This is a genomic window from Rhodococcus sp. WS3 (assembly GCF_003797085.1).
GTDB classification, from domain to species: domain Bacteria; phylum Actinomycetota; class Actinomycetes; order Mycobacteriales; family Mycobacteriaceae; genus Rhodococcus_F; species Rhodococcus_F globerula.
The window spans coordinates 98,636-120,315 of the sequence record NZ_RKMA01000003.1 but is presented as its reverse complement, the minus strand read 5'-3'; the positions used below and the strand labels follow the sequence as shown (position 1 = coordinate 120,315).

General features: G+C 62.6%; 22 protein-coding genes. 17 read left to right on the top strand and 5 right to left on the bottom strand.

The window, feature by feature from the left end:
• The first annotated feature begins 95 nt into the window (after nucleotides 1–95).
• From pruA to EEB13_RS21615, 4 genes are all read left to right on the top strand, one after another.
• Nucleotides 96–1,730: an L-glutamate gamma-semialdehyde dehydrogenase gene (gene pruA, locus EEB13_RS21630; RefSeq protein ID WP_141486258.1), complete on the top strand. Its 1,635-nt coding sequence runs from the start codon at nucleotides 96–98 to the stop codon at nucleotides 1,728–1,730.
• Nucleotides 1,727–2,668 carry a proline dehydrogenase family protein gene (locus tag EEB13_RS21625; protein ID WP_141486257.1) on the top strand — a complete coding sequence of 314 codons (942 nt, stop codon included), beginning with the start codon at nucleotides 1,727–1,729 and terminating at the stop codon, nucleotides 2,666–2,668. The genes pruA and EEB13_RS21625 overlap by 4 nt, the downstream gene beginning before the upstream one ends.
• Before the next feature lie 44 nt (nucleotides 2,669–2,712).
• The gene (locus EEB13_RS21620) at nucleotides 2,713–4,131 is read left to right on the top strand and encodes an acyl-CoA synthetase (RefSeq protein ID WP_141486256.1); all 1,419 of its coding nucleotides are present in this window, start codon (nucleotides 2,713–2,715) and stop codon (nucleotides 4,129–4,131) included.
• 97 nt (nucleotides 4,132–4,228) lie between these two features.
• Entirely contained in the window at nucleotides 4,229–5,824 is a 1,596-nt protein-coding gene (locus EEB13_RS21615; protein WP_045069479.1) for a substrate-binding domain-containing protein, read from the top strand.
• Here EEB13_RS21615 and map read toward each other — a convergent pair.
• Nucleotides 5,821–6,582: a type I methionyl aminopeptidase gene (gene map, locus EEB13_RS21610; protein WP_033234450.1), complete on the bottom strand. Its 762-nt coding sequence runs from the start codon at nucleotides 6,580–6,582 to the stop codon at nucleotides 5,821–5,823. The two genes, EEB13_RS21615 and map, sit on opposite strands and share 4 nt — an antisense overlap.
• 54 nt (nucleotides 6,583–6,636) lie before the next feature.
• Here map and EEB13_RS21605 point away from each other — a divergent pair, with 54 nt between their 5' ends.
• Nucleotides 6,637–6,891: a helix-turn-helix domain-containing protein gene (locus EEB13_RS21605; RefSeq protein WP_045069480.1), complete on the top strand. Its 255-nt coding sequence runs from the start codon at nucleotides 6,637–6,639 to the stop codon at nucleotides 6,889–6,891.
• On the opposite strand, the gene EEB13_RS21600 is transcribed toward EEB13_RS21605, so the two are convergent.
• Complete coding sequence (locus EEB13_RS21600; protein ID WP_261984613.1) at nucleotides 6,888–8,156, bottom strand: HNH endonuclease; 1,269 nt, start codon at nucleotides 8,154–8,156, stop codon at nucleotides 6,888–6,890. The two genes, EEB13_RS21605 and EEB13_RS21600, sit on opposite strands and share 4 nt — an antisense overlap.
• A 138-nt stretch (nucleotides 8,157–8,294) precedes the next feature.
• Here EEB13_RS21600 and EEB13_RS21595 point away from each other — a divergent pair, with 138 nt between their 5' ends.
• Both EEB13_RS21595 and EEB13_RS21590 read left to right on the top strand, forming a co-directional pair.
• Nucleotides 8,295–9,146 carry a hypothetical protein gene (locus EEB13_RS21595; protein WP_141486254.1) on the top strand — a complete coding sequence of 284 codons (852 nt, stop codon included), beginning with the start codon at nucleotides 8,295–8,297 and terminating at the stop codon, nucleotides 9,144–9,146.
• A 60-nt stretch (nucleotides 9,147–9,206) separates the two neighbouring features.
• Nucleotides 9,207–9,632, top strand: coding sequence for a protein-tyrosine phosphatase family protein (locus EEB13_RS21590; RefSeq protein WP_141486253.1), 426 nt, complete (start codon nucleotides 9,207–9,209; stop codon nucleotides 9,630–9,632).
• A 12-nt stretch (nucleotides 9,633–9,644) separates the two neighbouring features.
• On the opposite strand, the gene EEB13_RS21585 is transcribed toward EEB13_RS21590, so the two are convergent.
• Both EEB13_RS21585 and dapD read right to left on the bottom strand, forming a co-directional pair.
• On the bottom strand, nucleotides 9,645–11,036 hold the full coding sequence (locus EEB13_RS21585) for an amino acid permease (protein ID WP_095888533.1): 1,392 nt from the start codon (nucleotides 11,034–11,036) through the stop codon (nucleotides 9,645–9,647).
• Entirely contained in the window at nucleotides 11,036–11,989 is a 954-nt protein-coding gene (dapD, locus tag EEB13_RS21580) for a 2,3,4,5-tetrahydropyridine-2,6-dicarboxylate N-succinyltransferase (RefSeq protein WP_033234446.1), read from the bottom strand. The genes EEB13_RS21585 and dapD overlap by 1 nt, the downstream gene beginning before the upstream one ends.
• 49 nt (nucleotides 11,990–12,038) lie before the next feature.
• Between dapD and dapE the strand changes: the two genes are divergently transcribed.
• The 10 genes from dapE to EEB13_RS21530 all read left to right on the top strand — a co-directional run bounded on the left by dapE (nucleotide 12,039) and on the right by EEB13_RS21530 (nucleotide 20,469).
• Nucleotides 12,039–13,109: a succinyl-diaminopimelate desuccinylase gene (dapE, locus tag EEB13_RS21575; RefSeq protein WP_230590146.1), complete on the top strand. Its 1,071-nt coding sequence runs from the start codon at nucleotides 12,039–12,041 to the stop codon at nucleotides 13,107–13,109.
• A gap of 17 nt (nucleotides 13,110–13,126) precedes the next feature.
• Nucleotides 13,127–13,930, top strand: a complete 804-nt coding sequence (locus tag EEB13_RS21570) for a TIGR00730 family Rossman fold protein (protein WP_033234444.1) — start codon at nucleotides 13,127–13,129, stop codon at nucleotides 13,928–13,930.
• Nucleotides 13,924–14,481: a TIGR00730 family Rossman fold protein gene (locus EEB13_RS21565; RefSeq protein ID WP_092807229.1), complete on the top strand. Its 558-nt coding sequence runs from the start codon at nucleotides 13,924–13,926 to the stop codon at nucleotides 14,479–14,481. The genes EEB13_RS21570 and EEB13_RS21565 overlap by 7 nt, the downstream gene beginning before the upstream one ends.
• 85 nt (nucleotides 14,482–14,566) lie before the next feature.
• Nucleotides 14,567–16,339, top strand: coding sequence for a long-chain-acyl-CoA synthetase (locus tag EEB13_RS21560; RefSeq protein WP_141486252.1), 1,773 nt, complete (start codon nucleotides 14,567–14,569; stop codon nucleotides 16,337–16,339).
• 30 nt (nucleotides 16,340–16,369) lie between these two features.
• A complete protein-coding gene (gene folP / locus EEB13_RS21555; protein ID WP_141486251.1) occupies nucleotides 16,370–17,269 on the top strand; it encodes a dihydropteroate synthase in 900 nt (299 codons plus the stop codon).
• Complete coding sequence (locus EEB13_RS21550) at nucleotides 17,266–18,207, top strand: glucosyl-3-phosphoglycerate synthase (RefSeq protein WP_033234441.1); 942 nt, start codon at nucleotides 17,266–17,268, stop codon at nucleotides 18,205–18,207. Before folP ends, EEB13_RS21550 begins: the two co-directional genes overlap by 4 nt.
• A gap of 32 nt (nucleotides 18,208–18,239) precedes the next feature.
• Nucleotides 18,240–18,608, top strand: coding sequence for a DivIVA domain-containing protein (locus tag EEB13_RS21545; protein ID WP_141486250.1), 369 nt, complete (start codon nucleotides 18,240–18,242; stop codon nucleotides 18,606–18,608).
• The gene (locus EEB13_RS21540) at nucleotides 18,601–19,173 is read left to right on the top strand and encodes a DNA-3-methyladenine glycosylase I (protein WP_095888537.1); all 573 of its coding nucleotides are present in this window, start codon (nucleotides 18,601–18,603) and stop codon (nucleotides 19,171–19,173) included. Before EEB13_RS21545 ends, EEB13_RS21540 begins: the two co-directional genes overlap by 8 nt.
• Nucleotides 19,174–19,321: 148 nt before the next feature.
• Entirely contained in the window at nucleotides 19,322–19,489 is a 168-nt protein-coding gene (locus EEB13_RS21535; RefSeq protein ID WP_003945169.1) for a DUF3117 domain-containing protein, read from the top strand.
• Between the two features lie 110 nt (nucleotides 19,490–19,599).
• On the top strand, nucleotides 19,600–20,469 hold the full coding sequence (locus tag EEB13_RS21530; RefSeq protein WP_045069494.1) for a putative RNA methyltransferase: 870 nt from the start codon (nucleotides 19,600–19,602) through the stop codon (nucleotides 20,467–20,469).
• Here the strand turns inward: EEB13_RS21530 and glgA are convergent.
• On the bottom strand, nucleotides 20,453–21,628 hold the full coding sequence (gene glgA / locus EEB13_RS21525; RefSeq protein WP_033234437.1) for a glycogen synthase: 1,176 nt from the start codon (nucleotides 21,626–21,628) through the stop codon (nucleotides 20,453–20,455). The genes EEB13_RS21530 and glgA overlap by 17 nt on opposite strands.
• Nucleotides 21,629–21,680 lie beyond the last annotated feature (52 nt).

Below are 21,680 nucleotides of genomic sequence, written 5' to 3'. Positions count from 1 at the left end.
CCTTCGATTCGAGCGCTGCGGGTGTATTCGCACACTATCGAGGGCATTCCAGGGGAGATACTGAAGGTAGGCGTTTTTCGGTTACGGAGGGCGATATGGACGGCGTTACTGCAGTTCCGATTCCGGCCAACGAGCCGGTTCATTCCTATGCGCCCGGCAGCCCCGAGCGGAAAAGGCTCCGATCGGCTTTGCGGACTGTGTCCGACGAGCACCTCGAGATTCCGCATGTGATCGGTGGAGTGGAGGTGCGCGGCTCGGGTGCGTCGGTTGATGTTGTCGAACCGCACCGCCGCGCCCACGTCCTCGGCACGTTTCAGAACGGCACCGGTGAAGACGCTGCCCGGGCGATCGAGGCCGCGTCCGCAGCAGCGCCGGGTTGGCGCGAACTGTCGTTCGACGACCGAGCTGCCGTGCTTTTGAGAGCTGCCGACCTTCTGTCCGGGCCCTGGCGCGAGCGGATCGCGGCGGCAACGATGTTGGGTCAGTCGAAGTCGGTGCAGCAGGCCGAGATTGACGCTCCTTGCGAGTTGGTGGACTTCTGGCGATTCAACGTGCACTTCGCGCGTCAGATCCTGGAGGAACAGCCGCAGTCGTCGCCGGGCGTCTGGAATCGGATGGACTACCGGCCGCTCGAGGGGTTTGTCTACGCAGTCACGCCGTTCAATTTCACCGCGATTGCCGGCAATCTTCCGACCGCCCCGGCGCTGATGGGCAACACCGTTCTCTGGAAGCCGTCACCAACTCAGAGCGTGGCGGCGTATCTGACGCTGCAACTGCTCGAAGAAGCGGGTCTGCCTCCTGGCGTGATCAACCTGGTGACCGGCGATGGCCCGGACATTTCCGCAGTGGCACTGCAGGATCGACGTCTCGCGGGAATTCACTTCACAGGTTCGACCCGAACATTCAAGTCACTGTGGGCGCAGGTAGGTGCGAACATCGACAAATATGCAGGTTATCCGCGTCTGGTCGGCGAGACCGGCGGCAAGGACTTTGTTGTCGCGCATTCCTCGGCGGACCCGGAGATCCTCACGACTGCGCTGATCCGAGGTGCCTACGAATACCAAGGTCAGAAGTGTTCGGCGGCTTCACGCGCCTACATTCCCAGAAGTCTGTGGACATCGATGCGGGACGGCTTTCTCGGGCAGGTCGACGCAATCAGTTACGGCGACGTCAACGATCTCGAGAACTTCGGCGGCGCCGTCATCGACCGTCGGGCGTTCGACAAGAGTGCGGCGGCAATCGAACGGGCGGGGGCCACCCCCGGTATCACGATCGCGGTCGGCGGCAAGTCCGACGACAGCGTCGGATACTTCGTGCGGCCGACGGTCCTGCTGGTGGACGATCCACGTGACCAGGCCATGACCGACGAGTATTTCGGTCCGATCCTCTCGATTCACGTCTACGACGACGATTCCTTTGCCCAGATGCTGGAAGAGGTGGATGCTGCGACGCCATACGCGTTGACGGGATCGATTTTTGCCACCGACCGAGCGGCAGTAGCTCAGGCAACCGCCGCACTGCGATTCACGGCCGGCAATTTCTACGTCAACGACAAGCCGAGCGGAGCGGTAGTGGGGCAACAACCTTTTGGTGGCGCCCGCGGATCCGGCACCAACGACAAGGCGGGTTCGCCCATCAACCTGTTGCGCTGGGTGTCGGCCCGTACGGTCAAGGAAACCTTTGTCGCTCCGACGGACTACCGATATCCGCACCAGGGGAACGAGACGTGAAACCGTCTGCTGTGCTTACCAATTCGCTACGCCCCGTCATCCTGGCGGCCGCTCGTTCTCCTCGATGCGAGCATGCGATTACCCGGGCGCCGCTCAGCCGTCAAGTGGTGAACCGGTTTGTCGCCGGCCGCGAGCGCAGCGACGCGATAGCGGTGGTGAGCCGATTACTCGACGACGGCCGGTACGTCTCCGTCGACTTCCTGGGAGAGAACGTGACGGACGCAGGGTCGGCGCGGGCAACCGTGCACGAATATCTGTCGCTGATCGAGGAATTGGGGAAGTTTTCCGGCGCGCTTGCTCCGGTACCGCGGGTCGAGGTGTCGGTGAAACTGTCGTCGTTGGGCGCAGAGCTGAATACCGATGTAGCCGCCGAAAACGCTCGAACTATTTGCGCGGCAGCGCAGTCCGCCGGGGTGTGGGTGACCGTGGACGCGGAGGACCACACCACCACCGATGCGACGCTCGCGACCGTGCGATCGTTGCGCGCCGATTTCCCGTGGCTGGGCACTGTCCTGCAGGCCTACCTGCGGCGCACCGAATCGGATTGCCTCGCTTTCGATGATGCGCGGATCCGGCTGTGCAAGGGTGCGTACAACGAGCCCGAGGCGGTGGCCTATATCCGGCGCGAGGATGTGACGGCGTCGTACCTGCGGTGTCTCGATATCCTGTGCCGGGGAACGGGATACCCGATGGTGGCGTCGCATGATCCGGCGGTGATCGCGGCGGCGGCGCGGATGTTTTGTGGTGTCGAGCGATTCGAGTACCAGATGTTGTTCGGTATCCGGGAACCCGAGCAAGCACGGCTGGTTGCCGAGGGGCAGCATGTCCGGACATATGTTCCGTACGGCTCCGCGTGGTACCCGTATTTCATGCGCAGGCTCGCGGAACGGCCGGCGAATCTTGCGTTCTTCCTGCGCTCGGTCGTGGCCAGACAGTGATGCTGCGACGCAGTGGGATTTCTGCGTTGTGAGATGCTGTCAAAATGCTGCTTCGATCACTGAATCCCCTTGCCATCGCCCGCGGCGACGACGTCGACGACGCGATCACCATCGGGGATACGGTTCTCTCGCGCAGCCATATTCTCGGCGCTGCCACGTCGGTGGCAGAGCGGGTTGCGCAGGCCGAGCGTGTTGCGGTGCTGGCGACTCCCACGGCAAAGACCATCCTGGCGGTAGTCGGAGCGCTCATCGCAGGCGTCACTGTTGTGCCTGTGCCACCGGATTCGGGAACGGCCGAACGTGAACACATACTGAAGGACTCCGGCGCCCAGGCGTGGCTGGGGGAGACCGACGAATTGTGCGTCGGCTTGCCGGTGGTTCCGGTTCGCCTGCACGCCCGTTCGTGGCACAGCTACCCGGAACCGGCGCCGCAATCCACTGCATTTGTCCTCTACACCTCGGGAACGACCGGACCGCCGAAGGGTGTGCTGCTGAGTCGGCAGGCAATTGCCGCAGGTATCGATGCCTTGGCGGAGGCCTGGCAGTGGACACACCGAGACACCGTTGTCCACGGATTGCCTCTCTTTCACGTCCACGGACTGATCCTGGGCGTGCTCGGACCACTACGAGTGGGCAGCCGGTTGGTCCACACTGTGAAACCGACACCGCAGGCGTACGCGGACGCCGGCGGCTCCCTCTACTTCGGGGTGCCGACGGTGTGGTCGCGAATTGCCGACGACGAAGCGTCGGCGCGGGCGTTGGCTTCAGCCCGGCTGCTCGTCTCCGGTAGCGCACCGCTGCCCGTGCCGGTATTCGAGAAGCTGCGCGCCCTCACCGGCCACGCGCCTATCGAGCGGTACGGAATGAGCGAGACCATGCTGACCCTCAGCACCCGCGCGGACGGCGAGCGTCGGCCAGGCTGGGTGGGTTTACCGGTGCGCGGGGTCGAGACCCGGTTGCGCGACGAGGCCGGTAACGACGTGCCTCACGACGGCGAGAGCATCGGTGGACTTCAGGTTCGTGGACCCATGCTGTTCGACGGATACCTCAATCGCCCTGATGCCACTGCCGAATCGTGGACCGAGGACGGTTTCTTCAAGACCGGTGACGTCGCGGTCGTCGACGAGGGGGGATTCCACCGCATCGTGGGCCGTGAATCCATCGATCTGATCAAGACGGGCGGCTTCCGAGTGGGTGCCGGCGAGATCGAGACGGCCATCCTGGGGCATCCCGGTGTCGCTGAGGTCGCGGTGGTCGGCGTTCCCGATCCTGACCTCGGCCAGCGGATCGTGGCATGGGTTGTTCGGCGGCCCTCAACACCCGAGGTCACAGAACCGGACCTCGTGGATCTGGTGGGTGCGCAGTTGTCCGCGCACAAGCGTCCACGCGAAATTCGGTTTGTCGACACCCTGCCGCGGAACGCGATGGGCAAGGTGCAAAAGCGCTTGTTACTGCCCGAATAATCTTGTTTGGTTGGTTTTTCTGTGTTTTTCGCTACACTACCCGCCGGTAAGACTTGCTCCAGTTGCGTGCGCAACTGGCATCGGAGGGACAGGTTTCATGGCGGGCGGACGGCATTCGAGCGCTGACAGCGGGCGATCATTCGGTTTTTACGCAGTCGGCGGGATGGTTGCGCTGGCGCTCGTTGCCACCGGAATTGTCGTCTTCAAGTCCGTGCAACCCGATACCTGCGACAGCGTCGAAGACTTCACCCTGGCAGCAGACCCGTCCATAGCGCCGTCGATATCCGAGGTGTTGGCCGGAACCACCCCGGAGCAGACGGACTGCATGCACGTCGTTGTCGAAGCAGCACTACCAGGCGACGTGGTCGGACGATTGGGTAAGGGCGCCGACGCACCGGATCTGTGGATTCCGGACTCCACGTCGTGGATCAGCAAAGCAGCTCTCACCGCGGCCGGTCCGGTTGCCGCCGCCGGCGGTTCCATCGCGACGTCTCCAGTGGTGCTGGCATCCGGGGGTGAGGAGTTTGCCGACTGGCTGTCGGTGCTCCAAGTGCCCGATCTTGCCCTCGGCAATCCGCTGTCCACCGGAATCGCGTCCGCCCCGATCCAGGCTGCACTGGCCGAGAGTGGGAGCGGCGCGGATGCTGTTCGCACAGCTTTGGTGCCGCACGCCCAGGCCGAAAGTGTGCGCGCCGAGGACCAGCCTGTCGGCGCGAAGATGCTGACCGAACTTGTCACTACCGGCAAGGTAGGGGTGTCGACCGAACAGCAGGTCACCCAGTTCGCAAACACCGCCATCAGCGCGACGGTACCGTCTACCGGAACTGTGCTGATGGACTATCCGTTGGTGGTAAGTGCCTCGGCGCCCGATCGTCATTACGCCGCGGCGCAGAAAGCAAAAGTCCTCGCGACGCTTTTCGAGAGCCCGGAGTCACAGGAAATACTGGCTCGCAACGGTTTTCGCGACCCGTCCGGCCAGGGACAGGTAGATGGGGGCGTCGGAGCTGTCCAGGCCTTGCCGGTGCCGGACCAAGCCGCACTCGACAAGACGCTCGGATCCTGGGCATTGTTGGCTAAACCGATCCGTACTCTCGTCGCGATCGACGTGTCGTCGTCGATGGACTTCCCGGCCGCCGGTGGGAAGACCCGCATGGACCTCACGACAGCTGCCGCGCTCACCGGCAACCAGGTGTTCCCGGACAGTGTCGCAGCCGGACTCTGGGCCTTCTCCCAGGGCATGAACGGAACCCAGGACTACCAGGAACTGGTTCCGATTCGCCGCTACGACACCATGGTTGGTGGATTAACGCAGCGAAGCCTCATGGCAGAGCAGACCAAGACCTTGACGAAACTCAAGCGCGGCGCAACGGGCCTCTACGACACCACACTCGCGGCGTTTCGGAAGGTTCAGGAATCGTACGACCCGCGCGCGGTCAACAGTGTGATCATCCTGACCGACGGTGCCAACGAGGATCCCGACAGCATCACGCGCGAGCAGTTGCTCGACGTGCTCGAACGGGAGCAGGACCCAGCGCGACCGGTGATCATCGTGACCATCGGAATCACCGACGACGCCGATGCGGCTGCGCTGGCAGACATTTCACGGGTGACCGGCGGGTCCACCTACATCGCCCGTGATCCGTCGGAAATTTCCGGCGTGTTTGTCAACGCATTGGCTCACCGCGGCGCTTAGCGCGTCAGGACGAGCGCATCACCGTCGGTGACGGCAATGGTGTGTTCGCTGTGCGCTGTGCGTGATCCGTCGGCCGAGCGGATGGTCCATCCGTCGTCGTCGAAGATGATCTTGTCGGTTGTGAGAGCGAACCACGGTTCGATCGCGAGGGTCAGTCCGCGTCGCAGTTTCATGCCGCGACCTGCGCGTCCGATGTTGGGGATGTGCGGATCTTCGTGCATGGTGCGGCCGAGTCCGTGGCCGCCGAATTCGGTATTGACGGGGTAGCCGTAATCGGCTGCGACAGCGCCGATCGCAGCGGAGATGTCGCCGAGGCGATTGCCTGGCCGGGCGACTGCAATAGCTGCGGTGAGGGCACGTTCGGTGGCTTCGATGAGGCGTTGGTCCTCGGCGCGGGGAACGCCGACGATGAGACTGCGCGCCGAGTCTGCAACCCACCCGTCGATGGAGACCGCGATGTCCATGGTCAGCAGATCGCCGTCCTGTAGCACGTAGTCGTGCGGAAGTCCGTGCAGCACCGCGTCGTTGACGGAAAGGCAGATGACGTTGCGGAAGGGTCCACGTCCGAATGACGGTGAGTAGTCCCAGTAGCAGGACACGGCGCCGCGTTCTTCGATCAGGTGGCGGGCGCGGTGCTCGAGGTCGAGGAGATTGACTCCGGGCTTGGCGCGAGCAGCGAGATCGGCGAGTAGTTCGGCGATGAACGCGCCGGTGACGCGCATTGCTTCGATCTCGTTGGTTGTTTTCAGTTCCACCACAGGAATTTCCTTTCGGGCCGGTATTAAAATACCACCATACGGTACTCTGGTCGCATGGTGCGACTTCCGTTAACTCCGGCCCAGCTTGCTGTCGGTCAGCAGTTGGGCGCCTATCTGCGTCAGGCCCGCGGTGGTCGCACGCTTGTCGATGTGGCGGAGGCCGCCGCGATTTCGCCGGAAACACTGCGCAAGATCGAGACCGGGCGCATGCCGACGCCGGCGTTTGTCACGATTGCCGCACTCGCCGATGTGCTCTCGGTGCCACTCGACGAGCTTGCCCGGATCTGCCTCGCCCGCGTGACTGTTTAGGCGGCTTCGGGGCTGACCCACGGTATCGGAAGTGGCGGAGCGACCGACGAATACCGGTGGCCGGTAGGCGTTGTGGTCGTGAAGGAGTGCCTGGTGCCGGGTGCGTGATCGTCGGTTTCGGCGTACCAGTCCAATCCCTGTTTGGCGTAATTGCATGCCGCGCACAGTCCTGCACCGTTGACTGCGCTGGTGGCGCCGCCTCTCTGGTGGTCGCGAATGTGGTCGCGATGACGAACGGGTGCGTCGCACCACGGTGTGCGGCAGCTTCGATCGCGGAGGTCGATCAACTGCGCCAGTCCCTTCGGGAAGATTCTGGACTTGGACTCCATAGCTGTCAGCTCTCCCGTGGAGGGGCAGGCGTAGAGCCTCCGGATGTCTTTGACGGACTGCGCAATCCACTCTCGGGCAATGCCGGCGGGGATAGGCCCGTAGCCGTTGGCGTGCGCGGGATCGGTGGCGTCGCCGAACAGTGCTTGGTCGGAAATCACAAGATTCACGGTGACGGGTGTGGGCGTTGCGCGGCCGATTCCGGTGACTCGCTCGACGACGAGATCGGCCATGATCTGAGCGCGAGTGCGATCATCGCCACGCGCGAGGATGGAATCTGCATCTCGCATCAATGTGGCGTGAACGGCAACCCCTTCCGTGACAGGGAGCAGAACACTGAGGTAGCACATAGTGTCGGGCGCCGGCCGTGATGTCACCCGCCGGTCACCTACGGCTTTGCGGGCGCGCCGAACCATGCTTTCGGCATCTACCTCGGCGGTGCGTGCGCGGATTCTGGCGGTCAGTTGTTGGTCTCCGCAGCCGGCCAGGTTATCTGCGTCGCAGCAGAACTCGCGATCGAGTGCGGCGCGATCTTGGACTGTGAGGCAGGCGGTTTCGCGCATCAGTATAGTGGCCCGCTGCTCGTTGATGGCGCCGTAGATCAATAGTTTGAGTGTGTAGGGCATCTCGTCGTTCAATGCGCGGGCAAGGCTCAGGTGTTGAGTGCCTGACCAGACTGATTCGCGACGAGCGAGAGCAACTTGGGCGTTGATTCCGCGACCTTGATGTGCAACTGGAACGCCGCGTTCACCACGGCCTTTGCGAGTGGAAGCATCCAGATCAGCAGCTAGCAATGCTTGTGCGCCTGCACAACTGCCTTTCAGTTCCTCGAGTGCACGCAGCAAGTCAATTCGTGCTGCATTGTCGACGGAACGATCCATGTCGATGAGTACTGAACGAAACTGTTTAATCGTGTGGTCGGAAACTGCGGTCGTCATCATGCCCCCCGGTAATGTCGAACGTGTATTCGATCTTACCGTCGAACATCCACCTGCGCAATAGCTTTGACCAGAAAGAAGGTCTTTGGCTCAAGGACATTGACGTGCGCCGCAGATTGGGACCGATATGGTGTCCTCATGCTCCGCCGATGGTTCGCAATCATGATCGTTGTACTCGCTGTCGCCGGCATCTGGCAGGTGACCACCCCTGACCGTCCTGTTGCCGTAATCGTCGACGCCGAGACTCTGGAGTGCGCGACCCCGTATCCCATCGGCCCACTCCAGGCGACACCAAGGGCGACGGTTCCGGACGATTTTGTACCCGTCGCGGCTGTCACGTGCGACCCGATTGTCAGCGGCGACGTGGCGGCCGACCGAACCGTCAGCTTCTCTGAGCACAGTTGGGAGGGCGATTTCGGTTGGGCGGTGGAACTGCTGAACCGCTCGTCCTCGCACAGGGCCGGGTTTCCCGGCTGCGGCGACAACTACAGCTTGGCCGTGCTGGAGGAATTCTGGTTGGTCGACGACCGAGGCCGCGCAGTACGGCCGGGGTATCCCTCCGACTCGTGTGGATCACCGAAACCCGGTGGCCTGGCCGCTGTCAAAGAATTGACGCCGGTCGGCAGTACCGAACATCGAATACCGTTGTCCGACGATCAGATCTACGAACTGTCGAATTGCCGGCCGACGTACCATCCTCCGACAACAGGTACCACGATGCCGACGTCGCTGTCTGTGGGCAGCTATTTCTGTCGATTCTCCTCCACCGAATTTGTCGGTACATCGTCGACAATGGAAACCATCGACGGTCTCCCACCCGCACCCGACTGTGACGCAGTGGCCACCGAGGTGGCGTCGACGAATTACGTGGACAGTTTCACGAACCAGGAACAATTGCTCACCGTCGAGCTCGATGGCTGCCGCCGCGTCATCGCCGACGGGTATGCCCCGCTGCAGGCGTCCGACGAGCTGTTGGAATCATTCGGGTAGGCCTGCGCGACCGCGAGTTTGCGTATCCGAGCGTGGCGATCACTGCAACAAGGAGCTCGAATGAATTCGTGGGATGTGGCTGCCGATGGAGTGATGCCGCTGCCGTCGGGGCGGCTGGTTCGGGGTAGGGGATTGCGCAATCCACTACCTGACGGGCCACTGCCCGATTTCGGGTTGTATGCGCAAGCGCGTCAACCGTCTTCGTTTGAGTGGGAAAGCCGATGGATACGCTGGCCCGACTTCTGGCTGCCAAGCGATCGCCCGGAGTTTCGGCGTGCCCTGGAGGAGCTCTTGCTGCGATCCGAAACCGAACGGGTGGAGATTGCGTGTGGCGGTGGGTTCGGTCGTACGGGAACAGCGTTGGCTTGTCTGACGGTGCTCGATGGTGTTGCCGCCGAGGGAGCGGTTGCCTACGTGCGCGAACACTATTCGCGACGAGCAGTGGAAACTCCGTGGCAGCGGCGGTTCGTTTCCAGATTCGCGTAACTCGGGAGTCCGCTAACTGGTTTCTGCGAGCGCCTTGGTCCTGCGCCACCGCGAGTTTGCGTATCCGAGCGCGGCGATCACCGCAAAAAGGACTGCCGTCGAGATCAACTGATCCCGGGCGTCTTCGTCGAACAGCATGAGGACAACAAACGCTCCGAGCATCGCCAGTGTGGCGTAACTCAGGTACGGGAACAGCCACATGCGGATGGTCAGTTTGCCTTCGGCTTCGAGTTGCTTCCGCAGCCGAAGGTGGGAGATCACGATGAAAATCCAGATGACGAGCAAAGCGGCGCCGACTGCATTGAGCAGGATGCCGAGGAGGTCGTCTGGCAGAAGCCAGTTGAGCATGACGGAGACGAAGCCGAAGAACACGGACAGCAATACCGCATTGGTCGGAACTCCCGTGCTCGAGAGTTTGGCCATGAATGCGGGGCCGTCGCCGCGTCGTGACAGAGAGAAGGCCATCCGTGAGGTGCCGTAGATGTTGGCGTTGAAGGCCGACAGCAAGGCAACAACCACAACAAGTTCCATGAACCCGGCAACACCGGGGATGTTGGCCAGATTGAGGACGGAGACGAAGGGACTTGTCTCGAGATCGGGATCGTTCCACGGCAGAACCAACACCATGATCGAGATAGCGCCGATGTAGAAGACGCTGATACGCCAGACGACGCTGCGGACGGCGAGCGCGATGGAGCGTTCCGGATTCTCCGATTCCGCCGCGGCGATGGTGACGATTTCGATACCGCCGAACGCGAAGGCAACAACAAGAAGGCCGGCAGCGACACCCGAGAACCCGTTGGGCATGAACCCGCCCTGGCCGAAGAGGTTCGAGGTTCCCACCGGGTCAGTATCGGGAAGCAGGCCGAACACCAGCAATACGCCGATGATCAGGAAGCCGATGATGACGGTGACTTTGATTGCCGCGAACCAGAATTCGAACTCGCCGAAGTTACTGACCTTGGCCAGGTTCACGATGGCAAAGAACACCACGAAGACGAGCGCGATCATCCATTGCGGTATCGACGGCAGCCATTCGTTGACGATGGCGGACGCCCCGGTGATCTCGGCGCCCAGAACCATGATGAGCATGAACCAGTAGAGCCAGCCCATCACAAAACCGGCCCACTCGCCGATCCCGAGGCGCGCGTAATGCGAGAACGAACCACTGGCGGGAATCGCAGCACCCATCTCGCCGAGCATTCGCATCACGAAGACGACTACGGCGCCCGCGATGATGTAGGACAGTAGGACCGCGGGACCGGCCGTCGCGATACCGACGCCCGTTCCGAGGAACAGGCCGGCTCCGATGGCGGAGCCCAGGCCCATCATCGTCAGATGGCGGACCTTGAGACCCTGGCCGAGAGCGGTGGTCGTTTCTTCGGGGGCGTCGGTATTACTCATCAGTCGTTGGCGTGAAGTGCGGCATTCAATTCGACGCCGGTGCCCTTCCACGGCACGACCTCGACGGCACCAGAAACGGAGTTGCGACGGAACAGCAGGTTGGACTTGCCGCTCAGAGCCAATGCCTTGACGACGGTTCCGTCGGGGCCGGTGACCTTGGTGCCTGCGGTCACGTACAGACCGGCTTCGAGGACGCAGTCGTCGCCGAGGGAGATGCCGAGTCCGGCGTTGGCGCCGAGGAGGCAACGCTTGCCGACGGAGATCGTTTCCTTGCCGCCACCGGACAGGGTGCCCATGATGGACGCGCCGCCACCCACATCGGAACCGTCGTCGACGACGACGCCTGCGGAGATGCGGCCTTCGACCATGGAGTTACCGAGTGTGCCGGCGTTGAAGTTCACGAAGCCTTCGTGCATGACAGTGGTGCCGGAGGCGAGGTGTGCGCCCAGGCGGACACGATCGGCGTCGGCGATACGGACACCCGAGGGGACGACGTAGTCGACCATGCGGGGGAACTTGTCGACGCTGAAGACGGTGACAACGCCGCGGATGCGCAGACGCGAGCGGACCTGCTCGAAGCCTTCGACAGCGCAGGGCCCGAAGTTGGTCCACACAACGTTGGCGAGGAGGCCGAACTGGCCGTCGAGGTTGACGCCGTGCGGAGCGACGAGGCGGTGGGAAAGCAGGTGAAGGCGCAGGTAGACGTCGTACGCGTCGACGGGAGCCTTGGAGAGGTCAGCGATGGTGGTGCGGACGATGACCTGCGAAACCTCGCGTGCCTCGTCGGTTCCCGCCAGCAGTGCGAGATCGGAAGGAATGTCTGTTCCCTCGACGTTCTCGGTACCGGTCGTCTCGAATGTTCCCAGCTCCGGTGCGGGGAACCAGGTGTCGAGGACGGTACCGTCCGCGGTCACGTTGGCGATACCTACTGCTGATGCTCCGTGTGCGCTCACAGGACTAGAGATTACTGGGTGCGCTGGCTGCGGGCTTAGGCTGGTGGCCGTGAGCATCCTCGATCTTGCCTCCGACCCCATCGATCTGACGGCCGCTCTGGTCGACATTCCCAGCGTTTCCCACGACGAATCCGCTATCGCGGACGCCGTCGAGGTTGCGTTGCGCGAGCAGACCAGCGGCTTCGAGATCATTCGCAACGGCAATGCGGTTCTGGCCCGGACGTCGCGCGGATTGCCGAGTCGGGTGATGCTTGCCGGTCATCTCGACACAGTTCCGATTGCGGACAATGTTCCGTCTCGCCGCGAGGGTGACATTTTGCACGGGTGCGGAACCGTGGACATGAAATCCGGCGACGCCGTGTTCCTGCACCTTGCGGCGACGATCGAGAACTTGGCCCACGACCTGACGCTGGTGTTCTACGACTGCGAGGAAATCGCCGCCGCCTACAACGGCCTCGGACGGATCGAACGCGAGATCCCGCAATGGCTTGCGGCGGATGTCGCGATTCTGGGCGAGCCGACGGCCGGGTTCATCGAGGCCGGGTGTCAGGGAACGATGCGCGTGCGATTGACCGCGTCAGGAACCAGGGCGCATTCGGCACGGTCCTGGTTGGGGGACAACGCGATTCACAAGTTCGGTACCGCGTTGGAGCGGATGTCGGCATATTCGCCGCGTTCGGTGGATATCGACGGTTGTGTCTACCGGGAGGGACTCTCGGCCGTGCGGATCTCCGGCGGCGTCGCGGGGAACGTGGTGCCGGACGCAGCCGAGATGGACGTCAACTTCAGATTTGCACCTGATCGCAGTGAGGCCCAGGCCGAGGCTCACGTGCGGGAAGTCTTCGACGGCTTGGATCTCGGATTCGAGATCACGGACTCGTCGCCCGGCGCTCTGCCTGGCCTGGCGAACCCGTCGGCGGCCGCGTTGATCGAGGCTGCGGGCGGACAGTTCCGGGCCAAGTACGGCTGGACCGATGTGTCCAGATTCTCGGCTCTCGGCATTCCCGCGGTGAATTACGGCCCCGGCGATCCGAACCTGGCGCACAAGCGTGACGAGCACGTCCCGGTGCAGCAGATCACCGACGTCGCGGCCGTGCTGAGGAAGTATTTGTCGGCCTGAGCGTTAGCCTTGCGTGCATGGCACCAGAGAAGAATTCAGCCTCCAAGAAGCACAGTTCGTCGATCAAGCACCGCGGTCCTGTTCAACTCCGACGCAAACGCAAGGATGAGAAAACCACCACGGACCAGCGTCTGCTCGACAAACGCGGCCCCACCGACTGGGTCCATACCGATCCGTGGCGTGTGCTGCGCATCCAGAGCGAATTCATCGAAGGTTTCGGGGCGCTCGCCGAGGTCCCTCGTGCGGTCACCGTGTTCGGTTCGGCACGCACCGCTCTCGATCATCCCGAATACCAGGCCGGCCGTGAGCTGGGAACGGCGTTGGCCGAAGCCGGGTACGCCGTCATCACCGGTGGTGGGCCGGGAGTCATGGAAGCCGCCAACCGCGGTTGCAGCGAGGCCGGTGGCTACTCGATCGGACTCGGCATCGAGTTGCCGTTCGAGCAGGGGCTCAACGAGTGGGTCGACCTCGGCATCAACTTCCGGTACTTCTTTGCCCGCAAGACGATGTTCGTGAAGTACTCGCAGGCTTTCATCTGCTTGCCTGGCGGCTTCGGAACGCTGGACGAATTGTTCGAAGCTCTTACTTTGGTGCAGACCCATAAGGTCACGCGCTTCCCGATTGTCCTGTTCGGCACGGAGTACTGGTCCGGATTGGTCGAGTGGATCCGAAACACACTCGAGCATGACGGAAAGATCTCCGAAGGTGATGTGAATCTGCTGCACGTCACTGACAGTGTGGAAGAAGCAGTCCGGATAGTCGCCGAAGCCAATCTAGGCGTCGACGAGGCCGCCGATCTGGGGAAAGAAGAAGAATGGTGACCGATTCCGACAAGAAGTACTCGATCTGCGTCTACTGTGCGTCGGGTCCGGTGGACGAGTCGTTCCTGGCTTTGGCCGCCGAGGTGGGCACCGCGATCGGTCGACGTGGGTGGCAGTTGGTTTCGGGTGGTGGCAACGTCTCGATGATGGGTGCTGTCGCGGAGTCGGCTCGGGCTGCGGGCGCGTGGACCGTCGGCGTCATCCCGAAGGCGTTGGTGCACAAGGAAGTTGCGGACGTCGACGCGGACGAGTTGATCGTCACCGACACGATGCGTCAGCGCAAGCAGTTGATGGAAGACAACGCGGACGCGTTCATCACCTTGCCCGGCGGTATCGGGACGTTGGAGGAGTTGTTCGAAACGTGGACCGCCGGCTACCTCGGGATGCACAGCAAGCCTGTGGTCCTGCTTGATCCGGTGGGGCACTACACCGGACTGCTCGAATGGTTGGACAAATTGGACGGCACGGGGTTTGTGGGCCGGAAAGCTTTGGATACGTTGCTGGTCAGGACTGATGTCGAGGCCGCGCTCGACGCTTGTGTGAGCTCCTGACCAAGTGCGTGACGGGTCACCTTACCGTGGAGTAAGGTGGCCCCGGGGGTGGCCGTCGAGTCGCCGGATACGTGATTGGGGAGACATGAGTTCGGAAGCACGCGACAAAGTTGGCATGCTGGATCTGGCGGCGAAACTCCCGTCGATGATCACCGAGGTGCCGATACTCCTGAAGGGGGCGTCCGGCCTGCTGCGCAAGCCTTCGGCCGCGATGTCTATCGGACTCATTCTCCAGCAGAACGCCGCAGCGCATCCGACTCGTCCGTTCATCCGGTTCGAAGGCCATGCAACAAGTTACGACGACGCCAACGCGCAGGTAAACCGATATGCCGACGTGTTGCGCACGCGCGGCGTCCAACGCGGCGACGTCGTGGCGATCCTCGGCAAGAACACTCCGGAATCGCTGCTGATCGCCTTGGCTGCCGTCAAACTCGGTGCGGCAGCGGGAATGCTGAATTACAATCAGCGTGATGATGTTCTTGCACACAGTCTTACGCTGCTCGGCGCACGCGTGCTTGTTGTCGCCGATGCGAGCGAAGAAGCGCTCGAATCATTGCCGGAAGGGTTTACCGGACCGCCGCAACTTCTGGTCAGCGAGCTCGACGACCTGGCAAAAACGGCCGACGCAACCAATCCGGCTGTGACGGCCCAGATTCTTGCGAAGGAAAAAGCGTTCTACATCTTCACCTCGGGTACTACCGGAATGCCCAAGGCCAGCTTGATGACTCACTTCCGCTGGCTCAAGTCCATGTCCGGTCTCGGGCTCATGGGTGTTCGGTTACGTCCGTCCGACACGCTGTACTGCTGCTTGCCGCTCTATCACAACAATGCTTTGACGGTGTCGTTGTCTTCGGTGCTGGCTTCGGGTGCGACGCTTGCCATCGGCCGGCAGTTCTCGGCGTCGAGATTCTGGGACGATATCGCGCTCAACAAAGCCACGGCCTTCACCTACATCGGAGAATTGTGCCGGTACCTGCTCAATCAGCCCGAGAAGCCCACCGACCGTGACAATTCCGTTCAACTGATGGTCGGCAACGGGCTGCGGCCGGAAATCTGGAAGGAATTCACGGAGCGTTTCGGTATCGCGCGAGTCGCCGAGTTCTACGGTGCAAGCGAATGCAATATCGCCTTTGTGAACGCGCTCAACGTCGATCGGACGGCCGGAATCTGCCCGTTGCCGCATGCCGTCGTCGAATTCGACGAGGAAACCGGTAAGGCGTTGCGTGGTCCGGACGGACGGTTGCGCAAAGTCTCGACGGGGTCCGTTGGACTACTGCTTTCCAAAATCACCGACCGAGCTCCGTTCGACGGGTACACCGATGAAGCCGCGACCAACAGCAAATTGGTGCGGGGTGGTTTCAAGGACGGTGACACCTGGTTCGACACCGGCGACCTCGTGCGCAAGCAGGGGTGGAGCCATGTGGCCTTTGTCGATCGACTCGGTGATACATTCCGGTGGAAGGGTGAGAACGTCGCAACCACCGAGGTCGAGGGTGCGCTCAGTTCACATCCGGTGATCGAAGAGGCCGTTGTCTACGGCGTCGAGATCCCGGGTACCGACGGGCGGGCCGGTATGGCAGCAGTGACCCTGCGCGACGGTCATTCCTTCGACGGCGGTGACATCGCCACCCATTTGTACGGAAAACTTCCCAGCTACGCCGTGCCGCTGTTCGTTCGCATCGTCGACTCCCTCGAACACACCAGCACGTTCAAATCGCGCAAGGTGGAGTTGCGCAACGACGGATACGACGTCGGCGCAGACACCCTGCACGTCCTCGCCGGCCGTGAGAGCGGCTACAGCGATTCGTACGACGGTTACGTCGACGAGGTGGCCGCAGGCTCGGTACCCAAGGGCTAGACCGCGTTCCGTCATGCCAGTATGAAAGGCATGTCTTCATTGGCCGGTTCATCCGCGCAGTCAGATCCGGCGCCCACTCTGTGCGGTCGACCGGTCGCGGTCGACCGTGCATTGGTCATGGCGATCGTCAACCGAACACCCGACTCGTTCTACGACCAAGGTGCGACGTTCTCGGATTCTGCCGCGATGGCTGCGGTGGATCGAGCGGTCGACGAAGGTGCCGACCTGGTCGATATCGGGGGAGTGAAGGCCGGCCCCGGCGATCTGGTCGACACCGACGAGGAGATCAGGCGCGTCATTCCCTTTGTCGCGGCGATCCGGGACAAGTTCCCGGATTTGTTGATCAGCATCGACACGTGGCGCAGCGACGTCGCCCGTCTCGCGCGTAAGGAAGGTGCCGATCTGATCAACGACACCTGGGCCGGCGCCGATCCGGAATTGGTGATGGTCGCTGCTGAAACCGGTGCGGGCATCGTGTGTTCACACACCGGCGGTGCGGTGCCGCGGACGCGTCCGCACCGCGTCCGATACACCGATGTGGTTGCCGATGTGGTGAGCGAGGTTGTCACCGCCGCCGAACGAGCCCTTGCATTAGGCGTGCCACGCGATGCGATTCTGATCGATCCGACCCACGACTTCGGCAAGAACACCTTTCACGGGCTCGAGTTGTTGCGAAAAGTGGACATTCTTGTAAACACCGGGTGGCCAGTGCTGATGGCGCTGAGCAATAAGGACTTTATCGGGGAGACTCTGGGGGTAGAGCTTTCCGAGAGGCTGGAGGGAACATTGGCAGCGACAGCAATGGCCGCGGCGGGCGGTGCCCGAGTGTTCCGGGTGCACGAGGTGGCATCTACGCGCCGCGTGGTCGACATGGTGGCGGCAATTCAGGGCCGACGCGCCCCTGTTCGAACAGTTCGGGGGCTGGCATGAGCATTACCGGCACTGGGTCCACGCGCACGTGGTCCGAAGCCAACAGTTGGGATCACCCCAGTTGGACGGTCGAGGAACTCGAGCGAGCCAAAGCAGGCCGTACCGTCTCCGTGGTGCTTCCGGCGCTCAACGAGGAGGAGACCGTCGCATCGGTGGTCGACACCATTCATCCGTTGCTCGGCGGGTTGGTGGACGAACTTGTCGTCCTAGATTCCGGGTCTACCGACCGCACCGCGAAGCGGGCACGGGCCGCAGGCGCACGGGTGATCAGCCGCGAGTCTGCGGTGCCGTCGCTCCCTCCCGCAGCCGGCAAGGGCGAAGTCTTGTGGCGCTCCATCGCGGCCACCACGGGTGATCTGATCGCGTTCGTGGATTCCGATCTCATCAATCCGGACCCGGCGTTTGTTCCGAAGCTGTTGGGTCCATTGCTCACCGTCGACGGTATTCACCTGGTGAAGGGGTACTACCGGCGTCCGTTGCGCGTCAGCGGGACAGAAGACGCCAACGGTGGTGGGCGGGTCACCGAGTTGGTGGCGCGGCCGATGCTGGCTGCCCTGCGACCAGAACTCACGGCCGTTCTGCAACCACTGGGCGGTGAGTACGCCGGAACCCGGGAGCTGCTCTCCGCCGTGCCGTTCGCACCCGGCTACGGAGTCGAGATCGGGCTGTTGCTCGATACCTACGACACCCTGGGGCTCAGCGCGATCGGTCAGGTCAATCTCGGTGTCCGGAAACACCGTAATCGGCCGCTTGCCGATCTGGGCGTGATGAGTCGGCAGATCATCGGGACGATGCTGCGGCGCTGTGGCATCGAGGATTCCGGCGCCGGATTGACGCAGTTCCTGGTCGACGGTGATTCGTTTGCACCGGCTACCACCGAGGTGTCGTTGCTCGACCGTCCGCCGATGAATTCGATTATCCGCAGCGCGGGGGTCTGACCGCAGCGGAACGTGTATGGGAGTATCGGGTCATGTTGACGATCCTCCTGTACCTGATTGTCATGGCGCTTGTCGGCGGGATGATTTTCCTTGCCGCGAGTGCTGTATTCGGGCGCTCGGAAGAACTGCCGCCGCTTCCTCCCGGCACCACAGCGGCGGTGCTTCCCGCGGAAGGCGTGACAAGCGCCGACGTCGACGCATTGCGATTTCAGCAGGTTCTGCGCGGGTACAAGGCCAGTGAAGTGGATTGGGCCCTGCATCGGCTCGGGATGGAAATCGACTCTCTCCGTGCGCAATTGGAAGCAAGATCGGATGCTGCCCCAGAAGTGGAGGGCCAGGAGGCGGCGGCCGTGAGTGACTCGGCGGCGGCGGCCGTGAGTGAGCGCCCGCAAGATGTCTGACGGAATTGTTCGCTGCGACTGGGTGATCGAATCACCTGGAGACACGCTGTACCGCGATTACCACGACCAGGAATGGGGGCAACCCCTCCACGGTCGCGACGCTTTGTTCGAGCGACTCGCACTCGAAGCATTTCAATCAGGATTGTCGTGGATCACGATTTTGCGAAAGCGTGAGGCTTTCCGATCGGCCTTCGACGGATTTGTTCCCGGGAAAGTCGCCGAATACGGCCAAGCGGACGTTGACCGCTTGCTCGCGGATTCCTCGATAATTCGCAATCGGGCCAAAATCGAGGCAACAATTTCCAATGCGCGAGTTCTCGTGAATTCACCGGAATTGGATCTCGATGCGTTGCTCTGGTCGTTTGCACCGCCCCGCCGCACCGCACGACTCGCTTCAATTGCAGACGTTCCCGCTATCACCGAAGAATCAACCGCCATGGCCAAGGAACTCAAACGGCTTGGCTTCAAGTTTATCGGCCCTACCACGGCATATGCGCTCATGCAGGCCACCGGAATGGTTGACGATCACATTGCCGAATGTTGGGTTCCACCGGTAGTGCCGTAGTAGTGCGGACACGCGTAAATGTGACTCAGATTCCCGGTTCCGGGGCGGATAGGGAACAATGGAGGCTACGAGCCTCGCTGATCGTTGGCGGGGCGCACCGTTTGTCGACGCGCAGTGAAGTGCAGCGCAGATCTGGAGGGAGCAGAGGATGGCGGCCATGAAGCCCCGGACCGGGGACGGTCCCCTCGAAGCAACCAAAGAGGGACGAGGAATCGTCATGCGGGTTCCACTCGAGGGTGGCGGACGCCTTGTCGTCGAGCTGACCCCGGATGAAGCTGCTGCGCTGGGTGTGGAACTTACAAACGTCACCAGCTAGTCGGGTCCAGGTAGGAAATGCACCCAGGCTCCGCAACCGATCTTCGGTGCGGGGCCTGAAGTGTGTGTTGGTCTGGGCGCGTGTACGAGTCGAGCCGGAAGGGCAGTTGTGTGCTTGCCGAAGTGATCGATCTGCTGGCGTGCCCGCAGTGCTATGTGGACCAGCAGTGCAGTCTTGAACTCGATCTGATCGACCGCGCCCTCGAATGTGCCCGAGGCCACCGATTCGACATCGCCAGGCAGGGCTACGTTTCCCTGATCAGCGGTGGGTCCACCAAATTCACCGGCGACAGCGCCGAGATGATTGCGGCCAGATCCAGGCTGCTCGGTAGTGGGCATTTTGATCCGCTGATGGAAGCGGTTACGGCGGCGTGTGCTCGCTCAGGGGGTGTCGACCCGGCGCGGATTGTTGAAATCGGTTCCGGCACAGGACAATATCTCGAGCATGTGGTCAGCGGACTCCCGGATTCTCGGGGAATCGCCCTCGACGTCTCGAAATTCGCGGCCCGGCGAGCAGCCAAGGTCCACGACAGAATCGGGTCGATCGTCGCGGACGTGTGGCAGCCCCTGCCGATTCGTGACGGCGTGCTCTCTCACGTGCTCTGTGTGTTCGCACCGCGCAACGGTGAGCAGTCCCACCGCGTTCTGGCCGACGAGGGCGTTCTCGTGGTTCTGACGCCCACGGACAGGCATCTGCGTGAGCTGATCGAGTTGCTCGGCATGGTTCGCGTAGACGACAAGAAAGTGGAACGGCTCGGATCGTCCATGGCCGGACTGTTCGAGCGCGAACACTCCGAGGGCGTCGAGTTCACCATGCACCTAACCCACGACGAGGTTCTCGATCTGGTGGGCATGGGGCCTTCCGCGCGGCACCTGACGGCGCAGCAACTCGAAGCCTCGGTAGCGGAACTGCCCGAACTCACACCGATCACCGCGTCTGCGACGATCTCCAGTTACCGCAAGGTCAACCGCGGCGTCTGATCGCGTCGTCGTAGACGTCGATGGTTTGTCTGGCGATCTCGGCCCACGAGAAATGCTCGATGGCGCGGACCCGGCCGGCCCGCCCCATCGCGTCGGCACCCGTTTTGTCGGCAACAACCTCGTTGACCGTCGCGGCCAAGGATTCCTCGAAGGCAGCAGGCTCGTACGCGTTGTAGTGGACGAGTCGCCCGGTCACGCCGTCGTCGACCACCTCGGGGATTCCGCCCACATCCGAAGCGACAACAGCGGTTTCGCAGGCCATGGCTTCGAGGTTGACGATCCCCAACGGCTCGTACACCGACGGGCAAACGAAGACTGTTGCGGCCGAAAGTATTTCGCGGATCTGTTCGGTGGGCAGCATCTCGCGAACCCAGAATACGTTGCCGCGGTGCGCGGCGAGGGCCGCTACTGCCTGCTCCGTCTCGGCCGCTATTTCCGGTGTATCGGGAGCGCCAGCACACAGGACAAGCTGGATGGACGGGTCGAAATCGTGTGCCGCCGCGATCAGGTGGCCGACGCCCTTCTGACGTGTGATGCGGCCGACGAACGCCACGATCGGTTGGCTGACATCGACGCCGATCGCCGTCAACGCAGACGCTTCGCCGGTTCCGGCCGGACCGGGATGCCACACACTCGTGTCGATCCCGTTGCGAACCACATGGATACGGCTGGGATCGAGCGACGGGTACGCGTCGAGGACGTCGGCGCGCATCCCGGCACTGACCGCGATGACAGCGTCGGCATGCTCCACGGCCGTGCGCTCGGACCACGACGAGACGCGGTAGCCGCCGCCCAACTGCTCGGCCTTCCACGGACGCCGGGGTTCGAGCGAATGCGCGGTCAGAATGTGGGGGACGTCGTAGAGCGCCGACGCCAGATGCCCGGCCAGTCCGGTGTACCAGGTATGGGAATGGACAATATCGACACCGCTTGCGGCCGCAGCCATCCGAAGCTCGGTGGACAGCGTTGTCAACGCGGGGTTGGCGCCGTCCAACGCGGGATCGGGGGAGTGGACGATCGCGTCGTCGCGCGGCGCTCCCATGCAGTGAACGTCGACGTCGACGAGCCGTTTCAACTGAGCGACCAGCTCGGTGACGTGCACGCCTGCACCGCCGTAGATCTCCGGTGGGTATTCCTTGGTCATCATCGCGACTCGCACCGGCTAAACCTAACCGCCCGTGGTCGATCCGGCTACCGGCCGGCGCACTTCG